Below are 14,948 nucleotides of genomic sequence, written 5' to 3' on the forward strand. Positions count from 1 at the left end.
GCGAGAACTGGGCGTCGCTGCGAAAGACTTCACGACAGACCCGCAGGCCGAGGCTGATCTGTCCCGTATCTCACAGATCTCGCAAGATCGACTTCGGCTCCACCAGTCTCGGCCAACATGACCAGGGCCTGACCTTGGCGCTCATCTTGGCGAAGTCCTGCCCGGAGAATGCAAGCGCTGCGTGAAGTCCCCCGCGGCTCACGCGATCCCGACCACTCGACTAAAACCTCCGGGAAGCCGTTCGGGTCCCCATAACCATATGCCAACCCCATGAGTTTCAAGGCCAAATTGGTCACCGGCCCTTAAGGCGCCCGACCCCAGCATCGGTCCCGGAAAGCGCGAGAGGACATGTCCTTCGTCCTGCCCGGCGGCCCGCGGGGGATCCTCGACCTCCGCCGTCCGGCGCGAAGGCTCCGACGCCAAGGTCTGGTTGAAAGGTGAATGCGATGGTGGATACCCCGATCGATCCCCGGGTGACGCGAAGGGGCCTGCTCGGCGGCGCGGCCTGCCTGTTCATGGCAGGTCCGGCTTCCGCCCTCCCGTCGGGCTTGCAGAAGCTCGGCCGGGCCACGACCTCGACGGGCTCGCTGGCCTTCGTCAACGGCCGGCCGATCGCCCTGACCGATCCGGCCGGCACGCTGATCGGAGAGATCAGCGGCCTGTCGTCCACCTCCGGCGCAACCTTGGTCAGCCGCAGCCAGACCTACGAGGTCGGCGTCTCGGGCACCGGCGCGAACCTGAACCTGGGGCCCTCCCTGTTCCGGGAGCCCGGCCGATACCTGACCCGTCTGCATCGCAGCCTCACCGACACCACCCAGCCTGTCGTCGCCCAGACTCTCGTCCTCCGGCAGGGCATGTCGCCCGGCATGCCCTGGAGTCCCTACGTGAACGACCATCTGGTCGTGAACGGCTGGCACCAGGAGGACCTCGGCATCGGCCCCGTCTCCCAGTGGAAGGCGCGCGGCTGCCGGGCGGCGCTCGCCGCCCAGGCGGACCCGACCCTGCAGCCCGTCCGCACCGCCGACGGCAGGGGAGTCGAGTTCCCGGCCCGCGCCCCGAACCACCTCGTGTGGCCCAACGACGCGATGCGCCATCTGCTCGTCAGGGCCCACCTGACGATCCTGCGCATCGACCCGACGGCCGGCGCGGAGACCTTCGTGGTCGTGCCGCACGGCTACACGGGCAGCGCCAACAACCGCTGCGGCGCCGTCATCTACAACCCGACCCTGGGCAAGCTGCAGGTCCAGTGGAACGACTACACGGGCTATAATAGCCTTGTCGCGCCGACCAACGTGACGCCGAACAAGGAGACCTGGGCCTTCGTCCTGGGCTTCCGGGTGGACGGCAACTACTGCCTGAAGATCAACGGCGGCCCGATCATCCGCACCGGCAAGTACCACAATCCGGTCTACAACAACGGCTCGACCTCGACCTTCGGCTGCACGATCCACCGCCAGAACGTGGCCTTCGCGATCGACGCCCACCTCGACCTGCAAGGCGAACTTACCGATGCGGTCGTCGCCAAGCTGGAGTGGTGGGCCGCCCAGCGCGCCGGTATCGCGCTGCCGAGCGGCCATCGCTACGCCAATGCGGCCGCGGTGGTGGACGCCGACGACTTCCCCGTCTCCGAGGACAAGTTCGACAAGGGGGCTTGGGACCTCTACATCGCGGATTCGAAGAACACCGCCGTGACGGCCTCGAACCGGGGCAAGCCGGTTCCCTCGACGGTCGAGGGCGCCTTCAGCGAGCTCGTCTTCAACGACGACTTCCGGCGGGACAGCGTCGTCGACGGCCACAAGTCGGCGCCGGGCATCTGGTACAGCCAGGGCGGGCTCGCCCACAACACCGTCGGGGTGAACGCCGTGCTCGGGCACGCCTCCGACACGATCGACTGCTACCCCCACGATCCGGCCACCGGCACCCTATCGATCCGCCTCCAGTATGCGGGCGGCGCGTGGCGGACCGGTGCCATCAGCACCGTCAACCTGGCCAACCAGGGCATCACCTTCCAGGGCCCGATGGCCCGCGAGATCCGCTTCCGCTTCAAGATCCCCACCGGCCCCGTGGCGCGCGGCTATTTCCCGGCGCCGCTCTGGTCCTACGGCGTCAACCGGTCGAAGCTCTTCACCGGCATGGCCTGGGAATTCGACGACCTGGAGCTCGACGGCCGTGATCCGACCTACGTGAACGCGGGCTCCTCCCATTCGCACGAGGGCCTCATCGCGGGCTGGATGGGCCGGCGGACCCCCGACGAGGACAAGGACCGCGTCAAGCAGCTCGGGGCCCCGATGAACGGGCTGAACGGCTTCCCGAAGATCAACTTCTACGACGGCCAGTGGCACGTCCTGAAGACGATCGTGGACGACGAATTCACCTACATCGTGGTCGACGGGGTCGAGCTCAATCGGGTCCGCACGCCCCTGGAGCTCTTCCGTCGCATCCACCTCATCTCCAACTTCGCCATGGTCCTGTCCTATGGCGAACCCTCGCGCACCGCCCTGCACGACATGGAGATCGACTATGTCCGGGTCTGGAAGAAGACCCGCGACGTCGCCACCGTGGTGGCCCCCTTCTCGGCCCGTCCGCAGATCCTGGGCACCCCCGCGGTCGGCTCGACCTTGACGGTCGACGCGAAGCTCCCGGGCGTGACGACGGTCCGATACGAGTACTACCACGACGACGGCTACCCGCTGGCGACCGCCTCCGGCCCGACCTACGTGGTGCAATCCACCGACGCAGGGAAGCGCATCCGCGCCAAGGTGATCGCCATGTCGGCGACCGACCAGCCCGAGGCCTGGACCGAGTTCACCGCCGCGGTCCCGGGCGGCTCGCCCTCGGTGATCCCGTCGCCGATCTCCGGCAGCGGCTCCACCACGAGCGGCACCACCACCGGGACCGGAACGACCTCGACGGGCGGGTCCACATCGAAGAGGCCGAAGCGGTGACGGCTCTCGGAACCGGACGTCCGAAGCGGCGCCCGGTTCCGGACAAGATTGCGATGGAGAACACCCCCGGATCCTGTACAAGGCTCGGCGGGCGAGGCCGGGTCGCGGGGCAGGGGCGGATCACCGAGGGTGGGCATGGCTGACGTAGCGACCGATCTCCGGCCCACGGCGGCCTATCGCCCGGCGGGCAGCGCCGTCGACTTCGGCAGCCTCCTGGTGCCCTTCGTGCTGATCGGCTTCGCCAACGGCGACTACGCCAAGGTCGCCGCGTCCCTCGATACGCTGGGCCTCCTCGAATCCCTCTACGCCACGTTCCAGATCAGCATCGTGGTCTGGGTCGGCATGTGGCAGGTGCTCGATCTCCTGAGCCAGTCCACGCTCGGGCCGACCACCCGGCGCGATGGCGCCGTCCTGGCCCTGGTGGGTTTTCTGTTCCTGTGGCCGATCTCCAGCCTCGCCTGGGCCGGCCTCGCCCTCCTCGCGGTCTACCTGCTCCTGGTCCGGGCCACCGACGATGTCGGCCGGCGGGCCGCCTGGGTGATCCTCGCCCTCTCGGTCACGAGCCAGTGGGCGCCGATGGTCTTCAAGTTCCTGACCGACTGGATCCTGCTCGTCGACACCGTCCTGGTCGCCACCGTCAGCGGCAGCGACTATTCGGGCAACCTCGTCTTCGCCCGCGACGGCAAGACCGTCCTGAACGTGCTCGCCGGCTGCTCCTCCTTCGCCAACCTGTCCCTGGCCTTCCTGGGCTGGATCATGGCGCGCGCCCATTACGGCACCCGCGGCCTCGCCAGGTCCGTCCTGTTCCTCGCCCTGTCGGGGACGCTCGTCGTCGCCATCAACACGATCCGGATCGGGATCATCGCGCTCCGGCCCGACCTCTACGACCTGGCGCACGGCTCGGTCGGCGCGAACATCGCGAGCCTGCTGACCACCGCCTCGATCGCCGCCGTGTCCCTCTACGGGGCGCGCCGATGACGCTCACGCGGCCGCTCACGATGGCGTTCCTGGCCTTCGCCCTCCTCACCATCGGCCTGAAAGTCGCTTTCGAGAACCGGGTCGGCTACGCCCGCCTCAACCCGACCTTCCTGGCCGAGGCCGAAGCCGCGCTGCGCGGGCAGGGCTTCGAGATCCTGCGCAAGCCCGGCAACCTCGTCGTCGGCGGGGTCAAGGATGCCTGCCTGCTCTGGGTCGGGCCGGCCCGTCCGGAAGGCGGCGACGACGACTACCTGACCCTGACCTTGGGCAGCCTCGGCCGGATCGGCTACTGGTACCGCGGCACGGTCGCGGAGGAGCGGCCCGTCATCGGCCCGCTGCTGGACCGCTACAAGGCCCGCTTCCTCTCCGCCTTCGGCTCCACCATCGTGGCCCCGCCACTCTATTTCGTCGCCTACGCGAAGGAGTGCGCGCCCGAGACCGTCTCCGGCCTCGGCCTCCGCCGCGAGCCTGAAGCGGTCGACTAGAGTCCGGATTTGGAAGGCCGGACATCTCGCCTGGACAGACCGCGTGTAAAGACCGGTCAATCGCGCTCCGGTGACGGAAATGTGAGGCCCGGTTGTCGTTGAGTTTTGCAGGACGCGTCTGGTATCAAAGATCCTTGCGGGTTCTTTCCAGCGCGGATCGAGTTCATGAATCCCATTGACGTCGCCATAGGCTTCTGGGTCGACTACATCATGGCTCCCGATCCCGCAAAGGCAGCCGCCTGGAGCCGCCTCGTATACTTCCTGGCCGAAAACCCTGCCGCTTTTGAGGGCCTGTGCGGGGCGGGGTCTGTCCTTAACAAGGTCGCGGTCGACAACTTGCGCGCCGCGGTCCTGCGGGTCCTCGCGGCCCGGCTGGCGACCCGGCAACTGGCGGCAGCGGGCGCCGAGGCGCTCGTCACGGAGAGCGTGTCCGCCCGCTTCCTGATCATGCGCATGGCAACCGTCTACGGGCGCGTTCCCAAGCTTCCGACGCCGCCGCAGGTCCAGTTGGCGATCGGCCTGGCGATCATCATCGGCACGACCGGGCAGGCCTTTGCCGAGGGCAACGCCCGTAAGGCGAAGGCCGAGGCGTACCAGGAGTATATCGTCGACTATTTCCTCCACGTGGTGAAGATCGGCCAGATGCACCCGCGCGCGCTGCCCCGCATCGTCCCGCCGAAGACTTTCGACGAGTGGTACGCCGAGAACGCCTGAAGCGCCGTTGCGCTGACCGGTGCGCCGTGGCCGCTTCCGCGCGAGCCGTCGCCCGAGCCCCATCCGCCCACCATGGTCCGACCTTTCGATCCCTGATGGCCCGGCTCGTCCCGGCGATCCGCCCCCGCGACGACCGACCGCCCTCCCTGTAGGCCCGGGCCTGGCAGACATCGAGACCGTCAAGAGGGTCGAAGCCTCGCGGGCATGGCTTCAGTCCTCCACCCCCATCGCCCGCCGCCAGCGGCGCGCATAGGCTGCCAGACCCGGGAGCGGCAAGCGTGGCGCCGGCCGGTCGGGCGGCGCGGCCGGGCGGGCCGGTTCGGACCAACGGGCGAGCAGCGAGGCCCCGAAGGCGGTGCCGGCCGTGGTGGTGGCCGCCGTTATGCGCGCCTCGGGCAGCAGGCCCTGCAGCACGGCCAGGAAGGCGTCGTTGCCCGCGAAGGTGCCTTCGACGATCACCGGCCCGGTATCGGCGCCGAGCCGCTCCAGGCTGTCGGCGCTTTCGAGCGCCAGCGTCAGGCTCGCCAGAGCCGCGCGCCCGGCCGGAGTGGCGGGCGGCTCGCCCTCGAGGCGGCCCTGCCGGCCCGCGAAGGCGCCGCCCTCCTCGACGAAGGGCGGCAGCGCCAGCGTGCCCGTCGCGATCACGCCCGCCACGTCCGCGGGCCCGGCGGGCGGGGCGCCCGGTCCGGCGATCGCGGCATATTCCCGGCCGCCCATGAACCGCGCGCAGGGGACGGGGACGCCGCGCGCGTCGACGTTCGACAACATGTCGGCCGACGGGTCCAGCCGTCCCGGATCGCCCCCGACCGCCATGGGGATGACCCAGGTCCCCGTCGACAGGATCGCGAAGGGGGCCCGGCGGGCGAGCAGGTGCGGCACCAGCGAGGCGTTCGAATCGTGGATGCCGCACAGGACCGCGGTCTCCGGCGACAGGCCCGTCTCCGCCGCGACCTCCGGCCGGATCCGCCCGAGCACGTCGTAGGGCGCCCGGACCGGCGGGAAGAGCGCGCGGATCCCGAGCGCGTCCGTGAGCCGCGACAGGCGGCCGTTCGCCGGCTCCCACAGGTCCGCGTGGCAGGCGAGCGACGTGACCTCCGAGGCGAGCACGCCGGAAAGACGCCAGGCGAAATACTGCGGGTAGGTCAGGATCGCATCGGCCCGCCCGAAGGCCTCCGGGAACCGCCATTTCTGGTAGGCGAGCTGGCGCCCGACGGTCAGCCCGTGGGCCGCCGGCGGCGAGAAGGTCTCGGCGAAGGGCGGCCGGATCGGCGCGTAGTCCGCCTCGATCGCGTCCGGCCCGTCGAACTCGTAGTCGATCACCGGCAACGCGAGCCCGTCGCCGCCCCGTCTCGTGTCGACGACCGCCGCCGCTGCCCCGTGCGTGGTGACCACGACGGCGTCGACCGGCAGCCGCGCGGCCGCCTTCAGCCGGTCGACGGCGAAGCGCCAGACCGCGTCCGCGTCGGCATGCGGGTAGGGCGGCCCCGGCAGCACCCGGTTGGGCATCGAGGCCTCCGCCTCGACGGCGCCGCCAGCCGAGAAGACCATCAGCTTGACGTTGGTCTTGCCCACGTCGAGCACCGCGACGGATCGGACGGTCATGGGGCCCGCCTCACGCCAGGTGGAAGACTTCGTCGAGCGGCGCCGCCACCGGCGACCCGTCCGGGTTCGCCCGCATGATGTCCTTCATGTGGTCCCACCAGCGCCGCATGACCGGATGCGCGGGCAGCCCCGCCATGGCGTGGTCGTCGCGGCGCTCCAGGTAGCCGAACAGGATGTTCGTCTCCGCGTCGAGGTGGATCGAGTAGTTGGAGATGCCCGCGTCCTTGAGGAGGGCGGCGAGCTCCGGCCAGATCGCGTCGTGCCGGCGCTTGTATTCCTCCCGCATGCCTGGGTTCAGGAACATCTTGAAGGCGTGGCGCTGCATGGCGACTAGCTCCGTTGCGCGAGGCCGGGCATCAGCCGCCGGATCACGATCGGGGTGGCGATCGCGACGACGAGCAGGAGCCCGAGCGCGATGTTGATCACGATGCCCGGGACGTTGACCAGGGTGAGCCCGAAGGTGGCGAGCCCGAGCACGAACACGGCGAGCACGACCCCCAGGATCGAGCCCGACCCGCCCGCGATCGACACCCCGCCGAGCACCACCATGGTGACGATCTCGAGCTCCCAGCCGAGCGCGATGTTGGGCCGCGTCGACCCGATCCGCGCCGTCAGCAGCACGGACGCCAGCCCGGCCGCGAGGCCGGCCAGGAGGAAGAGCAGGAACCGGATCCGGTCGACCCGGATGCCCGAGAAGCGCGCCGCCACCGGGTTGTTGCCGATCGCGTAGAGCCGCCGCCCGAAGGGCGTCCGGGCGAGCACGACCCCGGTCACGGCGGCGATCCCCAGGAACAGCGCGAGCGAGACCGGCACCGGCGGCCAGTCGAGCACATAGCCCTGCCCGATCGCCTGGAAGGCGGGCGGGTAGCGGGTGATCGCCTGGTCGCCGAGGATCACCTGCGCGATGCCGCGGAAGAGCGACATGGTGCCGATCGTGACCACGATCGACGGCAGCCCGAAGCCGGTGACGAGCGCCCCGTTGACCGCCCCGCAGGCGAGCCCGACGCCGAGGCCGACCGCGACGAGCAGGGCCGGCGGCGCCCCGGCCTCAGCCGCGAAGCCCATGGCGAGCGAGGCGAGCGCCATCGTGGCGGCGACCGACAGGTCGATCTCCCGGACCAGGATCAGGAGCGCCATGGCGAGGGCCACGATCGCCTTCTCGGAGAAATTGAAGGTCGCGTCCGAAAGGTTGTAGACGTCCAGGAAGTAGGGCGACAGCGTCGCGTTGACCGCCACCACGGCGGCGAGCAGGAGCACCAGGATCGTGTTCCAGGCGAGCAGCCGCTCGCTCCAGCGTCCCGGGGCCCGGTCGGCGACCCGGTAGCGGGCCGCGTCGGCGGATGCCGGGGAGGGCGGGGCGACGCCGGCCGCCGGGCTCGAGGTCTCTGCCATGGTCACCCCCGCCCCGCCGCCGCGGCCCGCCGGGCCTCGGGCAGGATCAGCTTGCCGGTGCGGCGCTCCGCCCCGGCGTTGAGGATCACGGCGGCGAGGATGACCGCGCCCGAGATCGCCATCTGCCAGAAGGGCGAGACGTTGATGACCGGCAGGCCGTTCGCCACGATGCCGAGGAACAGCGCCCCGAGGAGCACCCCCGGCACGGTCCCGATCCCGCCCGCGATCGAGACCCCGCCGATCACGCAGGCGGCGATGACGGTGAGTTCGTACCCGATGGCGAGGTCCGCATATGCGATGCCGTAGCGCGACGCCCAGAGATAGCCCGCGAGCCCCGACATGGCGCCCGACAGCACGTAGACCAGGAAGGTCAGCCGTCCGGGTGCGATCCCGCAGAAGCGCGCCGCCACCGGGTTGCCCCCGATGGCGTAGAGCCCCCGGCCCGTCCGCGTCTGGGTGAGGAAGAGCCAGAACCCGGCCGTGACCGCCGCGGCGATCCAGACGAGGCTCGAGATCCCGAGGAATTTCGCCTTCGGGATCGCCAGGAAGGCCTCGCTCATGCCCTGGGACGTCACCCATTGCCCGCCTGCGACGACGAAGATCAGCCCCCGGTAGACCGCCATCGTGCCGAGCGTGACGACGATCGGCGGGATGCCGAGCCCGGCCACGAGGGCGCCGTTCACCGCCCCCAGCGCGGCGCCGACGAGGATGCCGAGGACGATCACGGCGAGGATCGGCGTGCCCGAGCTCCAGCGCGAGAAGAGCGCGACCAGCATGCCGGTCAGCGCCAGGTTGGCGGCGACCGACAGGTCGATGCCGCGCGTCAGGATCACCGCCGTCTGGGCGAGTGCCAGCATGGCGAGGATCGCGGTGTCGGTCAGCACCTCCGAGAGGCTCGCGGGCGTCAGGAACACCGGCGCGCGCAGCCCCACGCCGGCGACGATCAGGAGGTTGACGAGGAGAAGCGCGACCTCGCGCGACCGCAGGATCCCGGTCATGCCACCGCCCGCCGCTCGCGGTCGCCGCCGGTCGCCGCCGAGACCAGCGCCTCGGCCGACCACGCGCCCCTCTGGAACGCGCCCGCGACGCGTCCCTCGTGCATCACCAGGATGCGGTCCGCCATGCCCATCACCTCCGGCAGCTCCGACGAGATCAGGATGATGGCGAGCCCCTCCGCGGCGAGCTCGACCATGAAGTCGTGCACGGCCGCCTTCGAGCCGATGTCGATGCCCTTGGTCGGCTCGTCGAGAATCAGGATGGACGGCTCGGCCGCCAGCCACTTGGCGATCACCACCTTCTGCTGGTTGCCGCCCGACAGCTCCAGGAGCCGCTGGTCCCAGTGCGCCGCCTTGACGGACAGCCGGCCGCCGAGCCGGCGGGTTATGGCCAGCTCCTGCGCCCCGTCCATCAGCCCGCCCCGCGAGAGGCGCCCGAGCGAGGCGAGGACGATGTTCTCCCGCACGCCCAGTGCCGTGACCGCCCCCTGGCCCTGCCGGTCCTCCGGCACATAGGCGAGCCCCGCCGCGATCGCCTCGGCCGGGTCGCGGATCGTCACGGGCCGGCCCCCGATTGCCACCGTGCCGCGCGTCGGCCGCGAGATGCCGAAGAGCGCCTGCATGGCCTCCGACCGCCCGGCGCCGACGAGGCCGTAGAAGCCCAGGATCTCGCCGCGCCTCAGCGAGAAGGAGAGGTCGGCGAACTCGGTCGCGTTCGAGAGCCCCTCGACGGCCAGCACGGTCTCGCCGATCGGCACGGCGCGCTTCGGGAACACCTGGTCGATCGACCGGCCCACCATCAGCCGGACGAGCTCCGCCTCGGTCACGTCGGCGATGCGCCCCGCCCCGACCTCCTCGCCGTCGCGCAGGCAGGCCCAGCGGTCCGCGACGCGGAAGACCTCGTCGAACTTGTGGGAGATGAACAGGATCGCGCGGCCCTCGGCCTTGAGCTGCGCCACGATCCGGAACAGGTCGTCGATCTCGCGCGCCGACAGGGCCGCGGTCGGCTCGTCCATGATGACGATGCGCGCATCGTGGCTGAGCGCCCGGGCGATCTCGACGAGATGCTTCTGCGCGATGCCGAGCCGCTTCAGCGGCACGTCGACCGCGAAGTCGGCCTCGACCCTGTCGAGCAGGGCCCGCGCCCGCGCCCGCATGGCGCGCCAGTCGACGAGGCCCCGGGCCGTCGCCGGCATGTGGCCCATGAAGATGTTCTCGGCGACCGTCAGCTCGTCGAACATGACGGTCTCCTGATGGATCGCCGCGATGCCCGCGCCCCAGGCCTCGCGCGGATCCGCGAAGGCGACCGGGCGGCCGGCGATCTCGATCGTCCCGGCATCCGGCCGGTAGATCCCGGTCAGGATCTTGACGAGGGTCGACTTCCCCGCCCCGTTCTCGCCCAGAAGGGCCGTCACCGACCCGCCCTCGAGCGTCAGCCCGACCTCGTGCAGCGCCCGCACGCCGACGAAGCGCTTGGAGACGCCGGCGAGCCGGAGGAGGGGAGGGGCGGCTTCGGTCATGCGCGCTGGTCCGGGGACAGGGGGACGGCCTCGCCCCGGCCGAAGTCCCGGGCGGGGCGAAGCGGAAACCGGGAACGGGCCGGGGCCGCCGGGCGGCCTCGACCCGGCCGCGCTCAGAAGATCTTGGCGAACTGCTCGATGTTCGACTTGTCGAACGTGAACGGGTCCGCCATCGCGGCGTCGCCGCCCGCGCCGATCTTGATGTCTCCCATGCGTCCGGCCTTGACCGAGGTCTCGGGCTTGCCGTCCGCCTTGCCGGCGACCAGCGCCGCGGCGATCATTGTCGCCGAATAGCCGAGGTCGATCGGGTTCCAGATCGCGAAGGTGTCCGTGGCGCCGGCCAGCACCGCGCCCTTCATCTCGGACGGCAGGCCGAGGCCCGAGACGTAGACCTTGCCGACGAGCCCGGCGTCGACCACCGCCTTGGCGGCCGCCACGATGCCGACCGAGGTCGGCGCGATGATGCCCTTGAGGTTCGGATAGGCCTTCAGCAACCCTTGAGTCTCGCGATAGCTCTTGTCCGCCAGGTCGTCGCCGTAGACCGTGGTGACGAGCTTCATCTTGGCGTAGTCGGGCTTCGCCCACTCCTTCTTCATCTCCTCGATCCAGATGTTCTGGTTGGTCGCCTGCGCGGTGGCCGAAAGGATCGCGACCTCGCCCTCGTTCTTGAGGGTCTTGGCCATCATCTGCACGCACTTGGCGCCGATCAGCTGGTTGTTCGAGGGGTTGAGGTGCATGATCCGGCCCTCCGGCGCGACGCCGGAATCGAACGAGATCACCTTGATGCCGCGCTGCAGGGCCTTCTTGCAGACCGGCACCAGCGCGTTCGGGTCGTTGGCCGAGATCGCGATGGCGTCCACCCGCTGGGCGATCAGGCCGTCGATGACCTGGATCTGCGCCTCGGCGGTGGTGGTCGTCGGGCCCGTATAGATGAGCTCGACGTTGCCGAGCTCCTTGGCGGCCTCGAGCCCGCCGTCCCGGCAGGCGTCGAAGAAGCCGATGCCGAGCGCCTTCACCACCATGGCGATGCGCTTCTTGTCCTGCGCGAGGGCGGGCGCGGCGAGGCCGGCCGGCAGCGCGCCGGCCGCGGCCCCGGCGCCGAGGACTTTCAGGATCTCGCGACGTGTCATTCCCATGAGCTATTCCTCCCGTTGAAGACGAAACCTGCAGTCGCCGGATTGCCTCCGGTTCTGGTGCTTGCGCGCGGCGTCAGGCCGCCGAATGCTCCCGGGCGGCCCCGGCCTTGACGGGCACGACCTGGACCTCGATCCCGGCGTTGCGCAGCATGGCGATGGACGCCTTCGGGGCGCCGTCGTCGGTGACGACCGTCGAGACGCGGGACAAGGGTGCGACCGCGAGCGCGCCGCGCGCCTCGAATTTCGAGGAGTCGGCGAGCACGATCAGCCGGTCCGCCCGCCTGAGCAGCTTCGCCTCGGCGCGCGCGATCAGGGGATCGGCCTCGATCACCCCCATCGGACCGATCGCGTAGCAACTCATGAACATCTTCGAGGCCGTGTAGTGCTGGATGGCGTCGTCGTCGAAGGGCGAGATGACGATCCCCTGCTTGCGGTAGACCTCGCCCCCCGGCAGCACGATCCGGTTCTCGGTGGTGGCGAGCAGCGTCTGCGCCATCGGGAAGGAATTGGTCAGGATGTGCAGACGCCGCCCGATCAGCGCCTCCGCCATGGCATAGGTGGTCGAGCCGGCGTTGATGATGATGGATTCGCCGTCCTCCGCCATCGCCACGGCCGCCGCCGCGATGGCGCGCTTGCGCTCCGCGTTGAGCCGCCGGGCGACCTCGAAGTCGCTGCCGGCGAGCGCCTTCGGGGTGATCTTGTCGACCGACTCCACCCCGCCGTGCACGCGCCGCACCAGCCCCGCCTCGGTCAGCGCCTGCAGGTCGCGGCGGACCGTCGCCGCCGAGGCGCCCGTGAGCGCCTGCAGGTCGCGCACGGTCACGACGGCGCGCTCGCGCAGCAGTGTGAGGATGAACTGGCTTCTCTCGCGTTCGTGCATGGGCGGATCCCGTTCGCTCAAAAGCAAGCACAAACGATCGCCGCGCGAAAGCGCTAAATCGATTGTGCGTCACAGCATAACGTTCTGCGACGCAATATGAGCGATCTTGATTGACCGTGATCGATTGTCGGCCTAGGTTGGCGACCGACCGGGCCTGCCGCGCCTGCGCGCCGCCCTCCCACGCCCCGAGCCAGACGGAGCCGCCATGACCCTCGCCAACCTCTGGGACGACGCCCACGCCGCGACCCTCGACGAGCCCGGCCGCCTGCTCTACCGCTCGAACCTGCTCGGCTCGGACCTGAGGATCACCAACTTCGGGGGCGGCAACACCTCCGCCAAGGTCGACGCCATCGACCCGCTCACCCGGGAGAGCGTGAAGGTCCTGTGGGTGAAGGGCTCCGGCGGCGACCTCGGCTCCATGAAGCGCGACGGCTTCGCGACACTCTACATGGCGAAGCTGAAGGCCCTGAAGGGGCTCTACCGCGGCCTCGCCCACGAGGACGAGATGGTCGACTACCTGCCGCACTGCACCTTCGACCTCAATCCGCGGGCCGCTTCCATCGACACGCCCCTGCACGCCTTCGTGCCCCACGCCCATGTCGACCACGTCCACCCCGACGCCGTCATCGCCATCGCGGCCTCGAAGAATGCCGAGCGCCTGACCCGCGAGGTCTTCGGCGACGAGATGGGCTTCCTGCCCTGGCAGCGCCCCGGCTTCGACCTCGGCCTGAAGCTCGGCGCCATGGCGGAGGCGAACCCGCACCTCGTCGGCGTCGTGCTCGGCGGCCACGGCGTCTTCACCTGGGGCGACACCGCCAAGGCCTGCTACGAGACCACGCTGCGCATCCTGCAGAAGGCCGCCGACTGGCTGGAGCGCCGCGAGACCCGCCCGAGCTTCGGCGGCCCGCGCGTCGCCGCGCTCGACCCCGCGGCCCGGACCGCGATCGCCACCCGCCTCATGCCCGAGATCCGCGGCCGCATCTCGAGGGACGAGCGCAAGCTCGGCCATTTCGACGACAGCCCGGCCGTGCTCGCGTTCGTCAATTCGGCCCGCCTCGCCGAACTCGCCCCTCTGGGCACCTCCTGCCCCGACCACTTCCTGCGCACCAAGATCCGCCCGCTGGTCCTGCCCTTCGATCCGGCGAACCCGGACGTCGACGGGCTGGTGGCGACGCTCGACGCGGAGCTGGAGGCCTACCGGGCCGGCTACGCCGCCTACTACGAGCGCTGCCGTCGCCCGAACTCCCCGGCCATGCGCGACCCGAACGCCGTCGTCTACCTCGTGCCCGGCGTCGGCATGCTGACCTTCGCCAAGGACAAGGCCACGGCCCGCATCGCCGGCGAGTTCTACGTCAACGCCATCAACGTCATGCGCGGCGCCTCCGGGGTCGACGCCTATGTCGGGCTCGACGAGCAGGAGGCCTTCGACATCGAGTACTGGCTCCTGGAGGAGGCCAAGCTCCAGCGCATGCCGAAGCCGAAGAGCCTCGCCGGCCGCATCGCCCTCGTCACGGGCGGCGCCGGCGGGATCGGCAGCGCCATCGCGGCGAAATTCCTCGCGGAGGGTGCCTGCGTGGTCCTCGCCGACATCGACGAGGGCGCCGGCGCGGAGACGCAGGCCGCCCTGGCGAAGCGGTTCGGCAAGGATGTCGTCCGTGCGGTCCGCATGGACGTCACCAGCGAGGAGTCCGTGGCCGCCTCCTACCGCGCCGCCACGCTCGCCTTCGGCGGCATCGACATCGTGGTCTCCAATGCCGGCATCGCCTCCGCGGCGCCCGTCGAGGACACCAGCCTCGCCCTCTGGAACCGCAACATGGATATCCTGGCGACCGGCTACTTCCTGGTCGCCCGCGAGGGCTTCCGCATCATGAAGACCCAGGGCATCGGCGGCGCGATGGTCTTCATCGCCTCGAAGAACGGCCTCGCCGCCTCGCCCGGCGCCGCCGCCTACTGCACCGCCAAGGCCGCCGAGATCCACCTCGCCCGCTGCCTCGCCCTCGAGGGCGCGCCCTTCGGCATCCGCGTCAACACCGTCAACCCGGACGCCGTCCTGCGCGGCTCGAAGATCTGGCAGGGCGAGTGGCGCGAACAGCGCGCCGCCTCCAACAAGGTCTCGGTCGACGACCTGGAGGAGGTCTACCGCCAGCGCTCCCTCCTGAAGCGCTCGGTCTTCCCGGAGGACATCGCCGCGGCCGCCTACTTCCTGGTCTCCGAGGAGAGCGCCAAGTCGACGGGCAACATCCTCAACGTCGACGCCGGCAACATCCAGTCCTTCCCGCGCTGATCGGGGCCTCGGGATGC

12 protein-coding genes are annotated in these 14,948 nt (G+C 70.4%); 5 read left to right on the top strand and 7 right to left on the bottom strand.

Features of this window, described 5'->3' with window-relative positions:
• The first annotated feature begins 446 nt into the window (after nt 1–446).
• The 4 genes from WBG79_RS04610 (at nt 447) to WBG79_RS04625 (ending at nt 5,122) form a co-directional block, all read left to right on the top strand.
• Nucleotides 447–2,945, top strand: a complete 2,499-nt coding sequence (locus WBG79_RS04610; RefSeq protein ID WP_337355930.1) for a hypothetical protein — start codon at nt 447–449, stop codon at nt 2,943–2,945.
• A 135-nt stretch (nt 2,946–3,080) separates the two neighbouring features.
• On the top strand, nt 3,081–3,923 hold the full coding sequence (locus WBG79_RS04615; protein WP_337355931.1) for a hypothetical protein: 843 nt from the start codon (nt 3,081–3,083) through the stop codon (nt 3,921–3,923).
• Nucleotides 3,920–4,408, top strand: coding sequence for a hypothetical protein (locus WBG79_RS04620; RefSeq protein ID WP_337355932.1), 489 nt, complete (start codon nt 3,920–3,922; stop codon nt 4,406–4,408). Before WBG79_RS04615 ends, WBG79_RS04620 begins: the two co-directional genes overlap by 4 nt.
• 165 nt (nt 4,409–4,573) lie before the next feature.
• Nucleotides 4,574–5,122, top strand: coding sequence for a hypothetical protein (locus tag WBG79_RS04625; RefSeq protein WP_337355933.1), 549 nt, complete (start codon nt 4,574–4,576; stop codon nt 5,120–5,122).
• Nucleotides 5,123–5,332: 210 nt separating this feature from the next.
• On the opposite strand, the gene WBG79_RS04630 is transcribed toward WBG79_RS04625, so the two are convergent.
• From WBG79_RS04630 to WBG79_RS04660, 7 genes are all read right to left on the bottom strand, one after another.
• Complete coding sequence (locus WBG79_RS04630) at nt 5,333–6,724, bottom strand: FGGY-family carbohydrate kinase (RefSeq protein WP_337355934.1); 1,392 nt, start codon at nt 6,722–6,724, stop codon at nt 5,333–5,335.
• 10 nt (nt 6,725–6,734) lie between these two features.
• Nucleotides 6,735–7,049, bottom strand: coding sequence for an L-rhamnose mutarotase (gene rhaM / locus WBG79_RS04635; protein ID WP_337355935.1), 315 nt, complete (start codon nt 7,047–7,049; stop codon nt 6,735–6,737).
• Between the two features lie 5 nt (nt 7,050–7,054).
• The gene (locus tag WBG79_RS04640; RefSeq protein ID WP_337355936.1) at nt 7,055–8,116 is read right to left on the bottom strand and encodes an ABC transporter permease; all 1,062 of its coding nucleotides are present in this window, start codon (nt 8,114–8,116) and stop codon (nt 7,055–7,057) included.
• A gap of 2 nt (nt 8,117–8,118) precedes the next feature.
• Nucleotides 8,119–9,114: an ABC transporter permease gene (locus tag WBG79_RS04645; protein ID WP_337355937.1), complete on the bottom strand. Its 996-nt coding sequence runs from the start codon at nt 9,112–9,114 to the stop codon at nt 8,119–8,121.
• Nucleotides 9,111–10,631, bottom strand: a complete 1,521-nt coding sequence (locus WBG79_RS04650; protein WP_337355938.1) for a sugar ABC transporter ATP-binding protein — start codon at nt 10,629–10,631, stop codon at nt 9,111–9,113. Before WBG79_RS04650 ends, WBG79_RS04645 begins: the two co-directional genes overlap by 4 nt.
• A gap of 113 nt (nt 10,632–10,744) precedes the next feature.
• Nucleotides 10,745–11,767: a rhamnose ABC transporter substrate-binding protein gene (gene rhaS / locus WBG79_RS04655; RefSeq protein ID WP_443147405.1), complete on the bottom strand. Its 1,023-nt coding sequence runs from the start codon at nt 11,765–11,767 to the stop codon at nt 10,745–10,747.
• 73 nt (nt 11,768–11,840) lie between these two features.
• Nucleotides 11,841–12,647, bottom strand: coding sequence for a DeoR/GlpR family DNA-binding transcription regulator (locus WBG79_RS04660; protein ID WP_337355939.1), 807 nt, complete (start codon nt 12,645–12,647; stop codon nt 11,841–11,843).
• Between the two features lie 205 nt (nt 12,648–12,852).
• On the opposite strand from WBG79_RS04660, the gene WBG79_RS04665 reads away from it, so the two are divergent.
• On the top strand, nt 12,853–14,931 hold the full coding sequence (locus tag WBG79_RS04665; RefSeq protein ID WP_337355940.1) for a bifunctional rhamnulose-1-phosphate aldolase/short-chain dehydrogenase: 2,079 nt from the start codon (nt 12,853–12,855) through the stop codon (nt 14,929–14,931).
• The last annotated feature ends 17 nt before the right edge of the window (nt 14,932–14,948 follow it).

Source organism: Prosthecomicrobium sp. N25 (assembly GCF_037203705.1).
GTDB lineage: Bacteria > Pseudomonadota > Alphaproteobacteria > Rhizobiales > Ancalomicrobiaceae > Prosthecodimorpha.

Coding starts and splice junctions, on each gene's coding strand:
- WBG79_RS04610 (WP_337355930.1), top strand. CDS start 447: ATGGTGGATACCCCGATCGATCCCCGGGTGACGCGAAGGGGCCTGCTC.
- WBG79_RS04615 (WP_337355931.1), top strand. CDS start 3,081: ATGGCTGACGTAGCGACCGATCTCCGGCCCACGGCGGCCTATCGCCCG.
- WBG79_RS04620 (WP_337355932.1), top strand. CDS start 3,920: ATGACGCTCACGCGGCCGCTCACGATGGCGTTCCTGGCCTTCGCCCTC.
- WBG79_RS04625 (WP_337355933.1), top strand. CDS start 4,574: ATGAATCCCATTGACGTCGCCATAGGCTTCTGGGTCGACTACATCATG.
- WBG79_RS04630 (WP_337355934.1), bottom strand. CDS start 6,724: ATGACCGTCCGATCCGTCGCGGTGCTCGACGTGGGCAAGACCAACGTC.
- rhaM (WP_337355935.1), bottom strand. CDS start 7,049: ATGCAGCGCCACGCCTTCAAGATGTTCCTGAACCCAGGCATGCGGGAG.
- WBG79_RS04640 (WP_337355936.1), bottom strand. CDS start 8,116: ATGGCAGAGACCTCGAGCCCGGCGGCCGGCGTCGCCCCGCCCTCCCCG.
- WBG79_RS04645 (WP_337355937.1), bottom strand. CDS start 9,114: ATGACCGGGATCCTGCGGTCGCGCGAGGTCGCGCTTCTCCTCGTCAAC.
- WBG79_RS04650 (WP_337355938.1), bottom strand. CDS start 10,631: ATGACCGAAGCCGCCCCTCCCCTCCTCCGGCTCGCCGGCGTCTCCAAG.
- rhaS (WP_443147405.1), bottom strand. CDS start 11,767: ATGGGAATGACACGTCGCGAGATCCTGAAAGTCCTCGGCGCCGGGGCC.
- WBG79_RS04660 (WP_337355939.1), bottom strand. CDS start 12,647: ATGCACGAACGCGAGAGAAGCCAGTTCATCCTCACACTGCTGCGCGAG.
- WBG79_RS04665 (WP_337355940.1), top strand. CDS start 12,853: ATGACCCTCGCCAACCTCTGGGACGACGCCCACGCCGCGACCCTCGAC.